Origin of the sequence: Paenibacillus sp. Leaf72 (assembly GCF_001422685.1) — a bacterium.
GTDB lineage: Bacteria > Bacillota > Bacilli > Paenibacillales > Paenibacillaceae > Pristimantibacillus.
On record NZ_LMLV01000001.1, the window covers coordinates 877163 to 895808 of the forward strand.

Here is an 18646-nt window from a genome sequence, read left to right on the forward strand (position 1 = left end):
TGATGCCTACCGTCCTAAACCTGCTTAATAATATCGAGCTTATCTCCCGGGGCCATCACTTTGCCGATGAGGCCGCGCGCTTCCAGCGCTTCTACAAAGTTTTGCGCATCCTGTCTGATTGGCTCAAATGTATTATAATGAACCGGAACGACCAGCTTGGCCCGGTACCACTCTGCTGCCTGCAAGGCTTCCTCCGGTCCCATCGTAAAGTGATCACCAATCGGAATAAAGGCAACATCAATGACCTCATGTTCGCCAATCAGCTTCATATCGCTGAACAATGCAGTGTCGCCGACATGCAATATCGTCAGCCCTTCAGCGCGAATGACATAGCCCGAAGCCAGCCCGCCGTATGTAATCGTCTGCTTTTCTTCGTCAATAATGCCTGAAGTATGAATAGCTGGTACCATTTTGGCCTGCGCAAAGCCTAAATCGACGGTGCCTCCAATATTCATCGGTATCGTCTGTACACCTTTCCATGACATATAAGCCGCTAGTTCAAAATTAGCTACAACAGGAGCATCATTTGCTTTAGCTATTGGCGCCGCATCCAAAATATGATCTTGATGAGCGTGTGTCAGAAGGACAGCATTCACTTTAATATCTTCGGGTTTCGTAACTGCCTGCCCATTTCCACTTATGAACGGATCAATAATCAGCGACTTGTCCCCTGTTATGAGCTGCACAGCAGAATGTCCATGATAAATAATTTGCATCGCTTCCTGCACTCCTTTAACGATAAGTTTGCTTGAAGTCCTCGTTTCCATATTACGCTCCTGCCTGCCGAGTTGCAACCTGTCACGCTGAGCGGAGCCTTGAATAGGCGTGAAGGGCAAGCAAAAGGCGGCCAAACGATAACAATCGCTTGCCGCCCGCCATGCTTGATGAAGAAGCTTTATAATGAAAAAAGTTTATTTTTTGCTGCTATCCTAGCTTAGTCCTTCAAGAATCCGATCCTGAATGATCGAGTCATCCTCAACAATCGTTGCTCCGGCCTTCATAATATAAATAATGCCTCCAAAAAAACAAGCCGTAAGAATCAAAAAACACAACATCGCTCACACCCCCTTGAACTATTTCCTCTACCCTTATTATAGGAGAGTATTGGGGGCAGTGGCGCAGGAGAATTTAACAGGATGGTGAACATCTGCTGCTGTCTGCACATGAATTTGTACAAACCCAAATTAGCTTTGAATTTTATCCATTGTACAACTGGCCGCAATCTATTATGCTAGTCGACGATAATGATTATCAATATCTTTGAGACGATGCAGGAGGAGAACCACAATGAAACAAGCAGGACGCATTATTTCTTTACTTACTACTGTCGCATTAATGGGGGCATTATTGTTGGCATGCGGAAGCAACACGGAGCAGTCGGCTGCTGAGCAGGCAAGCACCGCTCCTACTACAGAAGCGAGCAGCTCACCAGCTGCCGAAAGCCCAGCGGCTTCAGCAGAAGCTGAAACGGGAACGCGCATTTTCAAAGACTGGACAGGCCATGGGGTTGAAGTTCCGGTTACGCCTCAACGCGTTATTTACCATGGCGAGACGACAGGCGATTTGCTTGCGCTTGGCGTTACACCTATCGGGGTGATGAAAAACACAGAAGGGTCCGTCTACGAGGAGCAAATTAAAGATGCGGAAGATGTTGGCTTTCCAATCAGCGTTGAAAAGTCATTGTCGCTTTCTCCTGATTTGATCATTTTCGGCAACTCAGATGACGCCCAATATGAGGCGCTTGCCAAAGTCGCACCAACCATTACCTTTGATACGTTTGCTCCGCTTGAGGACCGCATGCGCATTTTGGGCGATCTGCTTAATAAGAAGCAGGAAGCCGAGGATTGGATTGCCCAATATACAGCGAAAACAAAAGAAATGTGGGCTATGCTGCACGAGAACGGCTTGAAAGAAGGAGAAACAGCTTCCGTCTTCACAATGTATCCAGGCAACCGCCTGTTCATTATGGCCAATGCCGGACTTCCACAAGCGGTTTACAACGAGGACGGCTTCAAGCCGACTCCGTTAATCCAGGAAATTATTGACGCTGGCGAAGGCTTCCGGGAAATCTCTTCGGAAATTTTGCCTGAAGCTGCAGGCGATCGTATTTTCATTTTGAACCCTGTACCTGAAGATGCCAAGAAAGATACGGAAGAATTGCTGAAAAGCACCATTTGGAAAAACCTCCCTGCTGTAAAAGAAGGAAAAGTATACTACTTTGACATTCAGAAAGCATCCAGCGACGCAACTTCCCGCGACTGGCTCATTGACGCGCTGCCAGCAGAAATTTTGAAAAAATAACGTTTAACGCGCAAGCTTCGTTACAAATAATAAACGATACAGGTCGAGTTACAGGGCATGATTTAGCCCTGGCTCGGCCTGTTTTCTTTTTCGTCCATTCGCTTCCCCTCCATTCTATGGCATAATGAAAGGAAACAATGCAATCCTATTGCTAATGAACTTAAAAGTAAGGAGTTCCGCTCGCATGAATGCCCATGAAACCCCGTCCGTTCCGCTTCACCACCTTATGCTTAAGCTTGTCAGCATGAAACGGTTAACGAAGTCTGCGGACATTACTTTCGCCGAGCAAACCGTCGAGAGCCATACGCTGCTCATCATTGTCGACAGTGAAGGCACCCTTTATTTGAACAATCGCTATGTCCGGTTTGAAGCGTTCAGCGCATTCCAATTAGCCCCCGGAGATTGCTACCAATTTGATGGCCAGACGAATGAAACGATGAACTACTATTGCCTCGTTTATTCGGTCGTTCGCCTCGACTATGTTCAGCCATCGTATTACCAGCAATCGCTGTTTCCTGGCAAGCATGAGCTGCGCCTTTACCCGCTTGCTCCATACGCCAAGCTGCTGGAAGCGATACAGGCAGATGGCAAAGCGCTGCAAGGCATCGAAGCGTATAAGCAAAATCTCGCTTTCCAAAAGCTGATGGGCATGCTGCTGGAGCAGCATCTTCCAGCAAGCCAAGGGAATCGCCAGCTGTATTCATTAGAAGATACGGTTCACTATATTCAGCTTCATTATAAGAGTCCGCTTACGGTCAAGCAGCTCGCAGCGCTGACGAACATGCCCCAGTGGCAATACAGCTCCTTATTTAAAGCGCTCACTGGCAAAAAGCCGCTCGATTATTTAGTATCGCTGCGCATTGACCATGCCAAGGAATGGCTCGCGAACTCCCATGCCTCGCTGCGTGAAATTGCCGAATGGTGCGGCTTCGCCGACGAATATTATTTCAGCCGCCGCTTTCGGCAAATGACCGGCGGTTCGCCAAGGCAATATGCCCTTTCCATGCGGCAGCGCGTTCAGGTCAAAGACTGGATGGGACATCAAGTTGTCATTCCAGCAGAACCGCAGCGTATCCTGTATTATGGCGAGACACTGGGTGACCTGCATGTACTCGGATTTCAAACGGTAGGGGGAGCGGATTATTCCGTTTATCCAGTGTTCAATAAAGAACAAGCAGCGGAGCAGGAGCCTGATTTGATTATTTTAGCGAGTGGTGACGAGCAGATTTATGAGCAGGCGGCGGACATTGCCCCGACGCTTGCCTTTAACTCTTGGGGAACGCTCGAGGAGCGTTTGCTTATGCTTGGCGACTGGCTAGGCAAGAAACAGGAGGCGTTGCGCTGGCTTGCTAGACATGAGCGGCGGACAGAACAGATGTGGCAGCAGCTAGGCAGCCATATAAGGGAAGGCGAGACCGCCTCCGTATTCATTTTTGAACGGGGAAATCGGCTGTTTATAATGGCTGGCAGCGGGCTGGCATCCACCCTCTATCATCCGCTTGGCTTTGCCCCAATCAGCGAAGTGAAAATGCTCATTGCCGCTCAGCGGGCTTATAAGGAAATTACAGTTGGCTCCCTGCCCCATTATGCCGGTAATCGCCTGTTTATGATCGTGCCCGACACAGAGGATTCTCGGCAAGCGATGGAATCGCTAATAAACAGCCCGCTCTGGAAGCAGCTTCCGGCTGTGCAAAAGGGCCATGCTTACGTAGTCGACAATAACTGGAACTACGGTGATGCGGAAACAGCAAACAAGCTGCTTGGCATGCTGCCTAAATTATTGCAAAAACCGTCCTGAAGCCGCAGCTTCGGGACGGTTTTTTAGTTGGATTTTAAGTTAGTTATTCAATTAGCCTTTCACTGCGCGGTTTTCCACCAAATGGAGGATGGAAGCCGGCCAGCCCCGACGGCTACCGGCTCGCCAATGATAGGCGTTGCAACTTGCACATTCAGCTGCTTGGCCGCTTGCGTCACGCGCTCTACTGGATCATTCCAGTCGTGGAAGCTGAGTGTAAAAGCTCCCCAATGGATCGGAAGCAGCGTTTTTCCTTTTACATCGACATGGGCCTGCACCGTTTCCTCTGGCATCATATGAATCGACGCCCAGCGCGGATCATATTGTCCGCATTCCATAAGGGTCAGATCAAACGGACCGTATTTCTCGCCAATTTCTTTGAAATGCGCGCCATAACCGCTGTCGCCGCTAAAATAAATGTTAGCTGCACGTCCTGTAATCACCCAAGAGCACCACAACGTAGAATCCCGGTTGTTGAGGTTTCGTCCTGAAAAATGCTGCGCTGGAGCGGCCGCCAAGCGAATGCCTTCAAACTCCAGCTCTTCCCACCAGTCATGCTCGGTTATAATCGATTTCTCCACTCCCCACCGCTCCAAATGGCTGCCTACGCCGAGCGGAACGATAAAACGGCGAACTTTGTTTTTAAGCTTGAGAATCGAATCATAGTCCAAATGATCATAATGATCATGGGATAATACAACAGCGTCAATTTGCGGCAGCTCGGCAATTTCAAACGGCAATTTGCCGCTATAACGTTTGTTTCCGAAAAAAGGGAACGGCGTCGGCGCTTGGCCAAACATCGGATCGAGTAATATATGTTTTCCATCCAGCTCCAGCAGCATAGCCGAATGTCCAAACCAAGTGACTCGCGCTTGCTCGCCCTTATCGTCCCCGCCAAATTGCAGCTTCTGCAGCGGCAGCTGCGCCTGTGGCTTGCGATTTGGGTTTGTTTTCATATAATCGCGCAGCATGGAAAATAGGTTGCTTGCACTGTTCTCCATAGCCGTCGCACTCAAATTTTTAAACTTGCCGTCCTTGTAATGGGGCAAACGTGAAAATGCAGCAAGCTGCTCCTTCGTTAACACGCCTCCAAGCGCAGGATAGAACTTTAAAACAAGCATTACCGCAAGCAGCAGTACAGCAAGCACAATAATAGCAGTCAGCATGGCGATTACTCCTTTAAATTATGGTTAATGAAAGATAAACTCCATATAAACGAACGATCATTTATTAAAATAAAACTGTTGATAATTTAAATCGAGCTCCTTCGCTAATAATAAATGATCATTCAGTTATTGTCAATATAGGTGCAGCTCCTCCTGCTAGCTATTCGTCTAAAAGATTGTAACATTTTTCACAGCTTCTCTGCGCCTAATGGATTATAATAGAAGCGAGCCCGGAAGAATAAGGAGGAAGCCCATATGTCTATCCAACATACCGTACATTTCAAAATCATTCGCCCCCATGAAACGAAGACGCTGCACGGGTTGATTTTTCTGGAAGAGAACCAGCACCCCACTGTAGAAGATTATGCCAAATGCCTTAAATTGTGCGGCCACGATGTGGTCATCCACGATGCCGATAAGTTTATTTTCAAAGCAGAATCTGACGGTCAATCCTATTTAATTGATGTTCTAGAGGATTTCGAGAAGCGCGTGCGCGATCTTGATGCTGAAAACCTGAGCAGAAGCTTCCAGAAGCCAAACCCTAGCTTTTAATCCAGCCCACCTTCTTATAGTAAAAAAACGCCAAGCTCCAGTCCTTCGCAGGTCTGATGCTTGGCGTTTTGCTTCTCATTTTGCATATTCGTCATTCATGCTTATCTCTATTATCTTGCGAATATACGTACCTATCTGACCGGACGGCGCTCGCTCGCTTGCGGAAAGTAGCCAATCGACGTTGCATACGCAAGCATATTTCCAATTAGCTGCTCATTAGGCGCTGCGCATGTAATGCCCGATTGCTGCAAAGCAGCGGTTGTCCGCTCGCAGCTGTAGCGATAGGCAGAGTCCTTCGCCCCATCGCCTTCCAATTGCGCGATCGCAAGCTGCACACCCTCCTGATTTTTCAGGATGGCTTTATCAAGCAGCCACTTCGTATAAGCGGCTGGGCTTGACGTCTCTATGGCGTAGCCATTGCTGCGCAGCATGTCCATCAACGTTTCGTAAGGCAGTGGCTCCGGGTTGCAAATATGGTAGACACCTCCGGCTGTATCCGGCTGCAGCGCCAGACTGACAATCGACTGGCCCGCATAATCAATGGGCGTAATATCGATGTCCCAAGTAACCTCTGGCGCTTGTCCAAGCAGCAGCATCGATTTGAGCATCCGGTAAAACGCATTGCTGTCAATGTTGCGCTGGAAGCTTCCGCTTACCGAGTGGCAGGACAAATTGCCTGCCCGGTAAATGCTGACGGGAACGCCCTGCTCAGCAGCAGCGTACAGCAGCTTCTCTGCTTCCATCTTGCTGTTCGTATACAAGCTCTCAACATGCAGCTCCGGCGCAAGCTCTCCAGCGGCTACAACTGCTTCCCATTGCCCGCTTAAAGCCAAGTCCTCTGGAATGCCGAGCGTAGAAATATGGTGGAAGCGAACCGTTTGGCGGCAAGCTGCGGCTAGCTCCAGCAAATACGCCGTCCCATTCACATTCGTACGGGCAAACTGTCCCTCTTCGCCAAAGTGCCTCACATCCGCTGCACTGTGCATAATTGCATCCAGACTGCTCATTAACTGCTGATACTGCTGCTCCTCAAGCCCGAGCCGCGGCATTTCCAAATTGCCTTCTACCGCTACAACGCGCCCTTCCATTAATGGAATAGCCGCATCTCCAAAATAATAGGCAAGATGGCTCCGCAGTCTCGCTTCACCCGGCTCTGTTCCTGGCCGTACGAGGCAATAAATGGTCGCGTCGCTTTGCATCAGCAATTCATAAAGCAAATAACCGCCTAGATATCCGGTAGCTCCAGTTAACAGCAAGGCCTTCGGCTGCTGCTCAAAGCTGACAGATAGTTCAGGCTTATAGCGCATAGCTGGCAGCTCTTCCAGTGGCAAAGCTGGCCCAACATGGCGGGCCGTCTCCTGCTGCTCTGGCGCTTCGGCAGCAAGCTGCTCGATGCGTGCGGCAATCGCTTCGATCGTTCTATATTGAAATAAATCATTAATTTTCAATTCCGGGTAATACGGCTTGAGACTGGCCAAAATATGAATAATTCCGAGCGAGTCGCCGCCAATCGTAAAGAAATCATCATGAATGCCGATATGAACGAGGCTGAGTGCCTCGGCCCATGCGCCCGCAATCATTCGTTGGATGCCATTTTGAGGGGCAACGTAGTCGACGCTGATCTGCTCCTCTTGGTAGGAATAGCTGTGCAGCTTTTTCCGGTCGATTTTCCCGGTTGGAGAAATCGGCATTTCGTCCAGCTGGACGATCCATTTCGGTACAAAATAAGAGGGCAGCTTATCGCCCAGCTCTTGCTTAATGGTAACGGTAGTGAGCGGTTTACCGTCCTTTGAAGTAAAGAAGCCAACGAGCATATTTTGCTCCTGTGCATCTTTTTTGCAGATGACTGCTACGTTTTGCACATTGGCGATTTTCGAAAAGCTGTCTTCGATTTCCCCAATCTCAATGCGATGTCCGCGAATTTTTATTTGCGAATCCCGGCGTCCTACATATTCAATTGTGCCGTCCGGCAGCAGCTTCGCAATATCGCCTGACTTATAAATTTGACCGTCGCCAAATGGATTGGCGACAAAGGCATCCGCCGTTTTCTCCGGCTGATTTAAATACCCTTTCGCCAGGCCGATCGTCTCAATCAGCACCTCGCCGTGCACATGCAGAGGGCAAAGCTGGTTCAGCTCGTTGACGATATACACTTTGTAGTTTTGGATCGGCTTGCCGATTGGCACGTTGGTCAAATCATCGGAAATATATCCGCTGATTTTATGGGTTGTTGTGCACACGGTGCATTCCGTAGGACCATATACATTAACGATAGCAATATTGTCCTGGAACTTCCGCTGGAACGCCCGCACCTGCTCGCCATAAAGCGCCTCTCCTGCTACAGTGATCAGCTTTACGCCTGCAAGCTTTTTGTAACCCTCCTCCGACAAATAAGCCGATAGCTGGTTAAAAAAGACGGTTGGCAAAATCGTAATAATCGTCGTTTTCGTCCGTTCGATCGCTGAAGCAAATTCCTCTACGGATACGCGTTCCTCTGGAGACAATAAGTACAAATGCGCACCATAGAACAGCGCTCCAATCGTATCCCATACCGATGCGTCAAAGCTGTAGGTCGCGAACTGCGTCAGTATATCCTCATGCCCAATTTCACAATCCTGCCGCACCGTGTCGCCGAGATTGACGACTCCTTCATGCGCAATGAGAGCTCCCTTCGGCCTTCCCGTAGAGCCAGACGTATAAATAATATAGGCCAAATCATCCGGTGCTACCTGAACGTTCGGGTTCGAAGCCTCTACCCTGTCATAATCGATATGCTCCACTACGATAATTTCCTTCAACTGCTCCAGCCCTTCGGACTGATGCTGCGCCTGCTCTTCGTATTTCGCTTTGGTCAGCACGAATACCGACCGGGTATCTTGCAAAATGTAGCGGTTGCGCTCCTCTGGATGCTCGGGATCGAGCGGCACATAGGCGGCTCCCGCCTTCAAAATGCCAAGCAGGCTGACAATGAGCTCCAAGCTCCGCTCCATGTAAATGGTGACGAAATCGCCTTTGCTCACGCCTTTGCTGATCAACAGGTTCGCCATTTGGTTCGCCTGCTCATTGAGCTCGCGGTATGTAAGCTCTCCGTGAATAGATGATACTGCCGTTCTTTCTCCATGCTGCGCCGCAGCAAGCTCAATCATGCCATGAATCGTCTGCTTGCGATCATAAGCGCCAGCTGTCGCATTCATTTTCTCATAGACGAGCCGGTCCTCAGCGGTTAATAGATCAATGGCTGCCACATGCGAGGCCGGATCTGTTACAGCTGCTGTGAACAGCGTCTGATAATAAGCGGCATAGCGGTCGACGGTCGCTTTATCCAGCAACGATCGGTCATATTGCATGCTGAGCTGCCACTTTCCATTGTGTTTCAGAAGTTGAAGGCTGATAATTTCCGAAGTAGGCTGTACCGGGTGTCGATGCGAGAAGCGAGTGTCATAATGGGCTTGTTCCGAGGTTGATCCATCCTTTACAGCTTGCACTAACGAGGTTTTTAGGCTATCAAATGTAGGCGTTTCTTCGATCTGGACTAACCATGGCTTATCGTTGCCCTGGCTATCCTGCACACCGATGAGCAGCTGCTTCTCGCTTGAAAGTCGGTATAAGAGCGCTGCATACGCCGCAGCGGCCTCTGCTTCTAAATCCTTTTCTTCTCTCGTTTCTATCAGTTGGCTTACCTGTTCGCCCAGCGCGTATTCTTCCGTTGCATAAGAATACGTGCGGTTATGACGCGAAAAATCTAGTGGAATTAATAAGACAAAATCGCTGGAAGCAATCTGGTTAGTTGTAGTGTGTTTATTTTCCGTCATAATTGTAAAACCTCCTGTGGGGGATTTGCCCCGCAGCCGCCACGCAGCCGCAGGGCTCCCTTTATGATAGTTATACCGGGATTAAGAAGTACGGACCTGGAAATGGTTGATGAGCTCCTGCAGCTCTTCCGACATTTGCGTCAATTGAGTCGACGATTCCACAATGGCATTCATCGATTCTTTTTGCTCGGCAATCGATTTGGAAATTTTCGCACTGTTTGCTGCTGTAATGCCTGCGGAAGCCGACAGATTTTCAGCCGTAGCCGTCAATTCTTCCGTACCAGCTGAAATTTGCTCTGTGGAGCTCGATACTTCTTGAATTTGCAGCGTTACACTGCGGGTAGCGGACAAAATATCGTCCAGAAGCGAACCCGTCTCGCTGGAAATTTGCAAGCCCGTACGAACTTGGCCTGTTCCCTGATTCAGTGCATGGACAGCTGTCGTAATTTCCTGCTGGATTTCTTTAATCAATCCGGAAATTTGCGTTGCCGAGCTATTGGACTGCTCCGCCAGCTTGCGAACCTCGCCTGCTACGACTGCAAAACCTTTGCCATGTTCGCCGACTCTTGCCGCTTCAATCGCTGCGTTAAGCGCCAGAAGATTGGTCTGTGTCGCAACGCCCATAATGAGCGAAACGATATTTTCAATTTCCTGTGAACGGCTGGCGAGTGATTGAATGGCACTGGAGGATTCGACCACAAACTTTTCAATCTGTTCCATCTGCTCAACAACCTGGCCTACGACTTTATTGCCTTCCTTCGATTTGTGCTCCATATCGCCAGCTTCTTCTGCTACGCTCGACGAGCTGTGAGCAATGTTTTGAATAACGGTCGACATTTCGTTCATTGCTTTGGCTGCTTCCCCGGAGGACAACTCCTGGTTGGCAATTTCGATGTTGATTTCCCGCATGTTTTCGGTAATTTCCTCTACCGTTTTGCTGTTCTTTTCGGAAAACTCATACAAAGATTTAGCCGAATCCGTTACAGCATTCGACGTTTGACGCACTTTGACCATCATGTCGTTGATCCGGCGAATCATGATGTTGAACTTGTGATTGACGACACCGAGATCGTCGACGCCCGATTTCAGCTCGACATTTAAGTTGCCGCCGCTTACTTCTTCAATGCCTTTAATCAGCTCTTTAATTGGCTTCATCGTCATACGCGAAATGAAGAACTGGAGCAAGAAAATAAGCACAAGGAAAATGAGCATGATCGAAATGCCGCTGACCAGCAGCGTGTGCAGACCGTTAGGCACAGCGCTCGCATCTACATCCGCCGCGAAGAAAGCAAATACGTTGCCACCGCTGTCTTTGATCGGATAAAGAATTGTCGTCCAAATGCCAAAATCATCGGAGTAAAAGCTGGTGAATGTAGGAACTCCGGTATTCAGCATTTCCCCTACAGCGGTCGACATCGCTGCTGGCTGCTCATACATCGTGCCAACGCCCATATTTTCGCTGGAGAAAGCTTCTACCAGATTCGTAGGCATAGCAATAATTGACGTTTGATTGCCATTCGTCAGCTCCGTTCCGAATACATAAGCCTGTGCAATATTCGGGTTATATTTATGTATCAGATCCAGCGTTGCTTTCAATTCCAATTGGGTAGCGCCTTCGTAGCTTTTCTCGGCGATCGCTTGCTGGATTTTCGCAGGCTCCATTTCCTGTGCCCATTCCTGTGTAATGGCGCTAATTTGTCCACGAAGCTGCTTAATCAAAATATCCTTCTGAATGATGTAGCCTGATGCAATTAAAATGGATCCAATCAATACGATGTTAAAGAAGGCAAGCAGCAAATTTTTAGAAAAAAAGGACATTCTTTTTATGAATTGCATTCTGTCAACGCTCCTATATGTATGATGTAATGCTACTTTCAAAAATGATTGTGACGGTTCGTTCACGGCTCGGTCATCCGGCTGTTGCAGTAGGCTGCATTCTATTTGCTTCCCACCCATGACTGTGACTAAAGTTCTATTGTCAAAACTTGTTATGTCCCGATTCGCACTTTAGCCTTATACCGGTTTGTTTATCAGAAAATTCTAAACATTAACCACTCCCTCGCTTTTCTACTCTATATCTCTCTATATGATCTGTCGAAAGTTTCCCCTCAAACTAGTTCAATACATTATTCAACAGATACTACTAATACTATCGACCTATTCAATACGAATAGTAATAGATTTTGCTAAATTGTTATTTATCTTATGTAAAAATTTATACAACAGTTAAAACGAAAACAAGCGAACGACAGGAAATCCCTGTGTCCGCTTGCCCTCAAACCGAGTATAACAGCTTGCTTCAACGACTATATCACTTGCCTGACCATACCACTGTAATTTCGTAATAGCCATCTTTGTCCCGGTCTGGAGCACCCGTAATCGTTACAGCTAAATCATCACCCTTTTTGCCTACCATCGTTAATGAATTGCTGCTTACATCCTCTGACGTATCCGTCAGCTCTTTCGTTTGAAAATAAGCTTTGTAGGATACGCCAAGCGAGTCTAATCCATTTTTCGTCTCATAGACGAAGTACACCGATTTTTTGTTGTCGCGATTGTTTTCCACCGTCTCTTTTATTTTCGCATCTTTCGGAATCGGGAAATCTGCTGGCAAATATTTCGGACGCTGGCCTGTGTACACATTGCTATCGGTTCCGCCGCCTCCGGTGGAGGAGCTGCTGCCGATGGTTACCTTACTGCTTCCTGCATCGTAAGTAACGGACACATTCAAAGCATCTGCAATCGAACGCACCGGCAAGTAGGTCGACCCTTTATAAGTAATTGGAGCCTGCTTGGCGCCATTGCCATCAACTAGCGTGTACGCGCTGCCATTAAGCTCGATTTTTAAGCCATTATTCAAATATGCTTTAATTTGCTCCAAGTTGCTTCCTGCATATACGCCTGCCGAGCCGGTAAGCACCATGCCGAACACCGCTGCGGAAATGACCATTTTTTTGCTTTTCACATCTATCTACCCCTGTCTATTGAAAATAATATTCCCCCCAATCCTTACCTCCTCTGGATGCTCCTAAAACCATTTTCTGCAAAAATAGTTCTAATTTCCTTGCCGCGCTTCAGCAGCTATCTTGAAGCCTGCGACTCAGGAACCAGCAGCAGGGCTGTACATGCGCGTTTCTTCAAGCAGCCTTACGACTTCCTCCAAATGCTTATCTAGCGTAATCGGATTGTAATTCCCCCATATTGGGTCGACGATATAGGCGCTGCCGCTGCGGACGGCGGGCAAACTGTTCCATATCGGATGATTCAAAATCGCCCGTCCTTGCTGTTCATCCACCCCGGTAGGGGCAAGCGAAAAAAACACCCGGTCACCCGCGTAAACCGGCAGCTCCTCAAGCCGTATCGGCATCCATTTCAGCTGCTTGTTCCGCTCCGTCAATGCTTTCAAACGCTCAGGCAGCTTAAAGCCGATCCCCTCATAGAGCGTATGCCCAAAATGATGCGTCCCATACATATACAGCGTCTGATCCACATAAACGAACGCCGAAGCCGTCTCGCTCGGACGGATACAACAGCCTAGCCGCTCGCGCGCCAGCGCCGCCTTTTCCATATAGCCCGCGATCCACTCCTCCGCCTCCTTTTGTCTGCCCAGCAGCTCGCCCATCGCACGCAGCCGTCCATACACATCATCGTTCCAGCTCACATGCGCCATAGGAGCAATTTTCACCAATTGATCGATGAGCGCTGCCTTTATAAAGCTGGGGTACAAAATTAAATCGGGATTGAGCCGCATAATTTGCTCCGCATCAATCGGCTCCTCAATGCCATGAACGCCGCGCAGCGCCTCCTCCTCAAATACAGGAAACATCGCGCTGTTCACCGCTATCGGGCGAATGCCAAGCGCCAGCAGCTCGCCAATGTATTGAATCGAAAATATACGCGGAGCGCGACCGAATTCCTGCATATATTGCGTCGGTGTAAGTCCGGTCGTCTGCTTGAAGCGCCGGCTGAAATAATATTCATCCCCGAAGCCGACCCGCCCGGCAATTTCGCGAACGCGGGCCGTTTGGCTGAGCAGCAGCTGCTTTGCCCGCTCGATCCGCAGTGCAGTCAAATAAGCAGTTGGCGTGCTGCCCGTTAATGCTTTGAACTTTTCCCCATATTGCCAGCGGCTCATATTCACTTCCTGTGCCAGACGCCCAATCGAAATTTCCTCTTTGTACGAATGCTGCATAAAAGAAATCGTCCGCTCCACTGCCCCTCTGGCATCCGGCTCGTCCTCTTCTTTGTGCTGGCGCTTCAGTACTTCCAGCATGAGCTGCTGAAACTGAATATGGCGCTGGAGCGCCTCCAGCTTTCCAAGGGGCGGCTTGCCGCGAAGCGACAGCAGCATATCTTCCAATAATGCAAATGGTTCAAAAACCATTTCGCCGCCATCCGCAAGCAGCTCCTCATCCTGTGCACCGATCTCGAAAGAGAGCTCGTATAATCGAATCGGCTGAAAAGCTTCGCTTTCGACGCCGATCGCTGTGTTGGGCGCCAGCAAAAAGCATTTGCCGTATGCAGCGGGATGGCTCACCCCGTTAATCGTAATGGTGCCCTGCCCCTGCGTGACGGCCAGCAACGTATAGGCGGTCAGCCAGACGAAGGCCCGCCCTTTACCCTGCTCTTCATCTTTCCGGCAGTCATAGAGCCGATACTCCAGCCCCGAGAACAAAAGTGCTGGAGGAAGCGCAGCCGCTTGTCCATCATGCTGATATGCCATCCTTTACCTCCCGCTAGTGATAACCGTTATCAATATATGCTCCCATTATAAAAGATTCCGGGAGAGGCGTAAACGGCTCATAGCTAAGGCTTCATATTATTACGATTATACTCGTATATGGCTTGCTCTTAGCAGCTTATTGCTTCGCTAGCAGCTCATTCGTCATTTCATCCAGCAGCCAATCAAGTGTAAGCGGATCGTTGAACGACCAGCGTTTGCCCACGATGTAGGCATGGCCATTTTTCACCGCAGGGATGTTTTTCCACACAGCGCCGTTAATTATTTCTTCCGTGCCCTTCTTGGCATCCTCGTTGTCATCCTGCAAAATCAGGAATATATGGTCGCCAGCAAAATCCGGCAGCGCCTCTAGCGATATTTCCTTCCACAAGTCCTTGCCGTCCTTGAACAGCTCGCCTACTTTGTCCGGCGCTTTAAATCCGAGTGCATCATACATCGTTGGCCCCAAACGCTGCGGCCCATAAATGTACAGCTTGCCGTCTACATGCACGACGAACGCGGAAGCTGTTCCACCCGCTGCAACAACTGGCTTCAGCAGCTCACGCTTCTCTTCGCTTTTCGCCTCATATTTTTTAATCCAATCTTCAGCTTGCTCCGGCTTGCCGACAATTTCGCTCAAGGAGCGCAGACGGCTAAAAATGTCGCCGCTGTAATCAATGACCACCGTTGGGGCGATTTTGGACAATTCCTCGAACTCCGCCGCATCCAGGAAATTTGGCACGATAATAAGATCAGGCTCCAGCGCCAGCACCTTCTCCAAATTCGTCGATACGCCCTCACCGCTAACGTCTGCGATACCTTGCAGCTTCTCCTCACCAAGAACCGCTTTGGCATTCAGGAAGTTCGTACCTACCATTGGAAAACCAAGCGCCATCATCTCGGAAGCATAATAATGCGCAACAATTCGCTGCGGATTGCTTGGCAGCTCTACCTCTCTGCCCATTACATCCTTATAAATGCGGGCTGCAGCCTGCTCTTCCGTCGCTGCTGGCTGTGCAGATGCAGACTCAGTTGCTGCTGCGGCAGGCGTCGAGCCCGCACCCTCCGCTGAATGGCCTGCATTCGAGCCGCAGGCTGCAAGCAGCAGCATGAGCAAAGCTGCCGCGCTCACAAAAATCAATCGTTTTGAAGCAGAAAACAACGAAACAAACATAAGACCTCTCCCTTTTATATGATAATAATTCTCAATGATAGCTTCTTTATTCTACTCTGCCCTTTTGCTTCCTTCAATGGACTTTTTCACAGTTTTGCATAGACGAATTTTGCGGAGGCCCAACCTGAATTAAACGGCTGCCAACAATAAAAAAAACCACTGGGTTACAGTGGTTTTTTGTCAAGCTCTGCCTTTTCCGGCTTCTCTACATCCAGCACATCCATGAGGAACATGAAGATGGGAATACCGATGATGAGTCCCCATATGCCCATATAATGCTGGGAGAAGATGAGGATGATAAATGTGTAGAACATCGGAAGCTTTGTTTTGTGCGCATACAGCCTTGGATTCAGGAAATACGTCTCCACCGCGTGAATGAACAAAATAATGCCGATCGCCCACAGCACCATCGGCAGCCCGCCAATCTGGTAGCCGATAATACCAATCGGGATGAACGAAATGATAACGCCTGCCACCGGAATCAGACTGAGCAGGAATACCATAATCGTCAGCGCGATCAAATAGGGGAAACCGAGTATCCAGAGCCCAATCATCGTCAGCGCTGTATTAAACAGGGCTATCAGCAGTTGTACCTCTATCACCTTGCCGAAGGAGGAAGCAAATTTGCTGCCGAAATAATGAAACTCCCGGTATGCCCAGGAAATTTTGCTATAGCGGAATTTCTCGGTAAACTGATCGACCTTGTTTTTTTGCAAAAGGTAGAAAAAGCTGAGCAAAATTACGAACAAAATAATTTCCAGCCATTTTCCCAGCTTCATAATATAATCAACGGCACTGCCCAAATACTTCTGGTAGTCCACCTTCTCTAAAGCATCGACCAGTACTCCGACAATCTGGTTGTCTTGAGAGGTGTCTAAAAACCTCGTAATATTATTAATCATATCCACAACTTGATTGATCATTTTAGGCAAATAATTAGATATCCCGAATACTAATCCGGTCACAAGCAATACGTATAACACAACCGTCACCAAAATTGGCGATATCGGAAACAGCTTGCTGAGCTTTTTCGTAATAAATCCTTCAAGCCGTCCCATAACGAACGTTACAAGAAAGAGGAGCAGCAGTAAATTGAGCATATTGTGAAGGCTGTAGAACAACAGTACAACCAACATAATAAACAATATTCTCCTTACAACTGGGTGGGCAAAAAATGTGCGCAACGCTTCCATAGACTTCCCTCATTTTTATCTAGTCTCGTCTCTTTGAACCCTTTCACCTTATACGGCGCAAGCCTGTACATGTTTCACTTTTTTTGTAGAAGGCTGCCGATTAAAGCAATATGTTCATCACTAATAGTACCTGATACCTAAGCGAGACACAAGCAGTCACCGCGCTTTTATCCTTCATATAAAAATCAAACAAAATCATAAATTTACGGCATCGCAACTAGCTGGGTCAAACCTTTAAGATAAAGGAGGATTGAACATTAGCTGATTATAAGCAATCCGTTCGTTGGAGGGGATCTATGACTACGATGATGCTAAAAGATAAAGTCGTCTTTATTACCGATGCGGACAGCGGCTCTGGAAGAGCGCTTTTCCGCCTTTTTGCCGAGCAGGGCGCGCATTTTATTTTAAATAGCATGTCGGGCGGCGCCCAGATTAACGAGGAGCTCAAGCGAGCTAGCGCCTTAGGACTCCAGGTCTTCGTGAGCAATGCGGATCTTTGCAGCAGCAGTGGGCTGCAAGCGATGCTGGAGCAAGCAGCGACCAAACTTGGCCGAGCAAATGTAGATGTGCTCATTCATAATAATGATCTCATGAAACCGATCTCTATTGAATATGGCGAGGAGGATTTGTTTCGAGATCTGCTGCATACGAACGCTAAATCCGCTTTTATATGCACGAAGATAGTCGGCCAGCATATGGCTGATGCCGGGTCAGGGTCGATCATCTACGTCTCCTCGATTCATGCGCAGAAGCCGACCGGCTCCTCCTTCGCCTACAGCGCGTCCAAAGGCGCAGTCAGCATGCTGGCGAAAGAAGCAGCTCTCGTACTCGGACGCAGCGGCATAACTGTCAATACGATTGAGCTGGGCCCAATAGAAGGCGATGATAAGCGGTTCGCGAGCGAGCTATCCACGCTGTATGAGGATTACGCTTACAAAGTGCCAAATGCAGTACTCGGCAGCTATGATGATTTGGCGCAGCTTGCCCTATTCTTATCCTCTGGTGAGGCGCGATATATCAATGGCGCAGACATTCGGCTAGATGGCGGATTTTTGCAGCATTATATGGATTTCAATATGAAGCGTCCCCCAGAGCTGAGCGATCAAGGAGGATGAGCATGGACCTGACAGGCAAGGTAGCTCTCGTAACAGGCGCAGGAACAGGCATCGGCCAAGGTGTCGCCATTCAGCTCGCACAATGTGGCGCAAAGGTCGTCATTCATTATAATCGCAGCGATGCCGGAGCGAAAGAAACGCTAGCGCAAATTCAGGCAGCCGGCGGCGAGGCCGTGCTAGTGCAAGCCGATGTTGCCAGCAAAGCGGAAATTGAACGATTAATGAAGCAAGCCGCACATGCCTTTCCTGCAGCGGAGGGTGACGGAACAATCGATATATTAGTCAACAATGCTGCGTTGCAGCTTAATTATGGGCTATTTGACCATGACGAAACGTCCTTTGACCGCATGATGAACATTAATTTGAAGGGTTATTGGCAGTGTATGCAAGCCGTTATTCCTTTTATGAAAAACAATCCTGCCGGGGGCCGTATCATTCTCATCTCCTCGGTTCACAGCAAGCGGCCAACTGATTTTGACGCTGTTTATTCCATGACCAAGGGCGGCATTCGCATGCTCGGGCGGGAAGCTGCAATCGAGCTGGCTAAGTATGGCATCACCGTCAATACCATAGAGCCTGGGCAAATTGACGTTGGCGTACAGTCTGCAAGGGATTCTCGGCCCATTGGCCCGGCTGTCTCAAACCCTGACGCAGTAAAGCCCGTACGCCCAAAGCGGGATATCCGCAAAAAGTTTCCGCTCGGACGTGTCGGCAAGCCGCTTGATGTCGCCCGGCTCGTCTGCTTTATCGCATCCGAAGAAAGCGAATTCATGACCGGCTCCGCCATCCGTTTGGACGGGGGCAGCATGCTGTTGTAG

At 48.9% G+C, this 18646-nt stretch carries 14 protein-coding genes; 5 read left to right on the plus strand and 9 right to left on the minus strand.

The genetic code is table 11. The annotated features are described in order from the left end of the window. Positions 1–14: 14 nt before the first annotated feature. Together ASF12_RS03870 and ASF12_RS36120 are read right to left on the minus strand one after the other, a co-directional pair. Entirely contained in the window at positions 15–716 is a 702-nt protein-coding gene (locus tag ASF12_RS03870) for a metal-dependent hydrolase (protein ID WP_056032784.1), read from the minus strand. A gap of 213 nt (positions 717–929) precedes the next feature. Next, positions 930–1055, minus strand: a complete 126-nt coding sequence (locus ASF12_RS36120; RefSeq protein ID WP_257790756.1) for a hypothetical protein — start codon at positions 1053–1055, stop codon at positions 930–932. Positions 1056–1287: 232 nt separating this feature from the next. Here ASF12_RS36120 and ASF12_RS03875 point away from each other — a divergent pair, with 232 nt between their 5' ends. Both ASF12_RS03875 and ASF12_RS03880 read left to right on the plus strand, forming a co-directional pair. Beyond that, a complete protein-coding gene (locus ASF12_RS03875) occupies positions 1288–2301 on the plus strand; it encodes an ABC transporter substrate-binding protein (protein ID WP_056029763.1) in 1014 nt (337 codons plus the stop codon). Between the two features lie 184 nt (positions 2302–2485). Next, positions 2486–4099, plus strand: coding sequence for a helix-turn-helix domain-containing protein (locus tag ASF12_RS03880; RefSeq protein WP_056029766.1), 1614 nt, complete (start codon positions 2486–2488; stop codon positions 4097–4099). A 59-nt stretch (positions 4100–4158) separates the two neighbouring features. Here the strand turns inward: ASF12_RS03880 and ASF12_RS03885 are convergent, their stop codons facing one another. Then, on the minus strand, positions 4159–5262 hold the full coding sequence (locus ASF12_RS03885; RefSeq protein ID WP_056029769.1) for an MBL fold metallo-hydrolase: 1104 nt from the start codon (positions 5260–5262) through the stop codon (positions 4159–4161). A 255-nt stretch (positions 5263–5517) separates the two neighbouring features. Here ASF12_RS03885 and ASF12_RS03890 point away from each other — a divergent pair, with 255 nt between their 5' ends. After that, complete coding sequence (locus ASF12_RS03890; RefSeq protein ID WP_056029773.1) at positions 5518–5814, plus strand: hypothetical protein; 297 nt, start codon at positions 5518–5520, stop codon at positions 5812–5814. Between the two features lie 131 nt (positions 5815–5945). On the opposite strand, the gene ASF12_RS03895 is transcribed toward ASF12_RS03890, so the two are convergent. From ASF12_RS03895 to ASF12_RS03920, 6 genes are all read right to left on the minus strand, one after another. Continuing rightward, positions 5946–9626 (minus strand): non-ribosomal peptide synthetase family protein, encoded by a 3681-nt coding sequence (locus tag ASF12_RS03895; protein WP_056029776.1) that lies wholly within the window; start codon positions 9624–9626, stop codon positions 5946–5948. A gap of 81 nt (positions 9627–9707) precedes the next feature. Next, positions 9708–11462, minus strand: coding sequence for a methyl-accepting chemotaxis protein (locus ASF12_RS03900; RefSeq protein WP_056029779.1), 1755 nt, complete (start codon positions 11460–11462; stop codon positions 9708–9710). A gap of 475 nt (positions 11463–11937) precedes the next feature. Further along, positions 11938–12591: a stalk domain-containing protein gene (locus ASF12_RS03905; protein WP_056029782.1), complete on the minus strand. Its 654-nt coding sequence runs from the start codon at positions 12589–12591 to the stop codon at positions 11938–11940. Between the two features lie 135 nt (positions 12592–12726). Further along, positions 12727–14349 (minus strand): helix-turn-helix domain-containing protein, encoded by a 1623-nt coding sequence (locus ASF12_RS03910; protein WP_056029784.1) that lies wholly within the window; start codon positions 14347–14349, stop codon positions 12727–12729. Between the two features lie 136 nt (positions 14350–14485). After that, positions 14486–15520 carry an ABC transporter substrate-binding protein gene (locus tag ASF12_RS03915; protein WP_056029787.1) on the minus strand — a complete coding sequence of 345 codons (1035 nt, stop codon included), beginning with the start codon at positions 15518–15520 and terminating at the stop codon, positions 14486–14488. A 164-nt stretch (positions 15521–15684) separates the two neighbouring features. Further along, positions 15685–16656, minus strand: a complete 972-nt coding sequence (locus ASF12_RS03920) for an AI-2E family transporter (protein ID WP_235533036.1) — start codon at positions 16654–16656, stop codon at positions 15685–15687. Positions 16657–17009: 353 nt separating this feature from the next. On the opposite strand from ASF12_RS03920, the gene ASF12_RS03925 reads away from it, so the two are divergent. Beyond that, a complete protein-coding gene (locus ASF12_RS03925) occupies positions 17010–17828 on the plus strand; it encodes an SDR family NAD(P)-dependent oxidoreductase (protein WP_235533037.1) in 819 nt (272 codons plus the stop codon). A 2-nt stretch (positions 17829–17830) separates the two neighbouring features. Further along, entirely contained in the window at positions 17831–18646 is an 816-nt protein-coding gene (locus ASF12_RS03930) for an SDR family NAD(P)-dependent oxidoreductase (RefSeq protein ID WP_056029793.1), read from the plus strand.

Excerpts from the sequence above, each read along its gene's own strand:
- ASF12_RS03880 (WP_056029766.1), top strand. The coding sequence starts at position 2,486 with ATGAATGCCCATGAAACCCCGTCCGTTCCGCTTCACCACCTTATGCTT.
- ASF12_RS03915 (WP_056029787.1), bottom strand. The coding sequence starts at position 15,520 with ATGTTTGTTTCGTTGTTTTCTGCTTCAAAACGATTGATTTTTGTGAGC.
- ASF12_RS03885 (WP_056029769.1), bottom strand. The coding sequence starts at position 5,262 with ATGCTGACTGCTATTATTGTGCTTGCTGTACTGCTGCTTGCGGTAATG.
- ASF12_RS03910 (WP_056029784.1), bottom strand. The coding sequence starts at position 14,349 with ATGGCATATCAGCATGATGGACAAGCGGCTGCGCTTCCTCCAGCACTT.
- ASF12_RS03930 (WP_056029793.1), top strand. The coding sequence starts at position 17,831 with ATGGACCTGACAGGCAAGGTAGCTCTCGTAACAGGCGCAGGAACAGGC.
- ASF12_RS03895 (WP_056029776.1), bottom strand. The coding sequence starts at position 9,626 with ATGACGGAAAATAAACACACTACAACTAACCAGATTGCTTCCAGCGAT.
- ASF12_RS03900 (WP_056029779.1), bottom strand. The coding sequence starts at position 11,462 with ATGCAATTCATAAAAAGAATGTCCTTTTTTTCTAAAAATTTGCTGCTT.
- ASF12_RS36120 (WP_257790756.1), bottom strand. The coding sequence starts at position 1,055 with ATGTTGTGTTTTTTGATTCTTACGGCTTGTTTTTTTGGAGGCATTATT.
- ASF12_RS03870 (WP_056032784.1), bottom strand. The coding sequence starts at position 716 with ATGCAAATTATTTATCATGGACATTCTGCTGTGCAGCTCATAACAGGG.
- ASF12_RS03875 (WP_056029763.1), top strand. The coding sequence starts at position 1,288 with ATGAAACAAGCAGGACGCATTATTTCTTTACTTACTACTGTCGCATTA.
- ASF12_RS03890 (WP_056029773.1), top strand. The coding sequence starts at position 5,518 with ATGTCTATCCAACATACCGTACATTTCAAAATCATTCGCCCCCATGAA.
- ASF12_RS03925 (WP_235533037.1), top strand. The coding sequence starts at position 17,010 with ATGACTACGATGATGCTAAAAGATAAAGTCGTCTTTATTACCGATGCG.
- ASF12_RS03920 (WP_235533036.1), bottom strand. The coding sequence starts at position 16,656 with ATGTTGGTTGTACTGTTGTTCTACAGCCTTCACAATATGCTCAATTTA.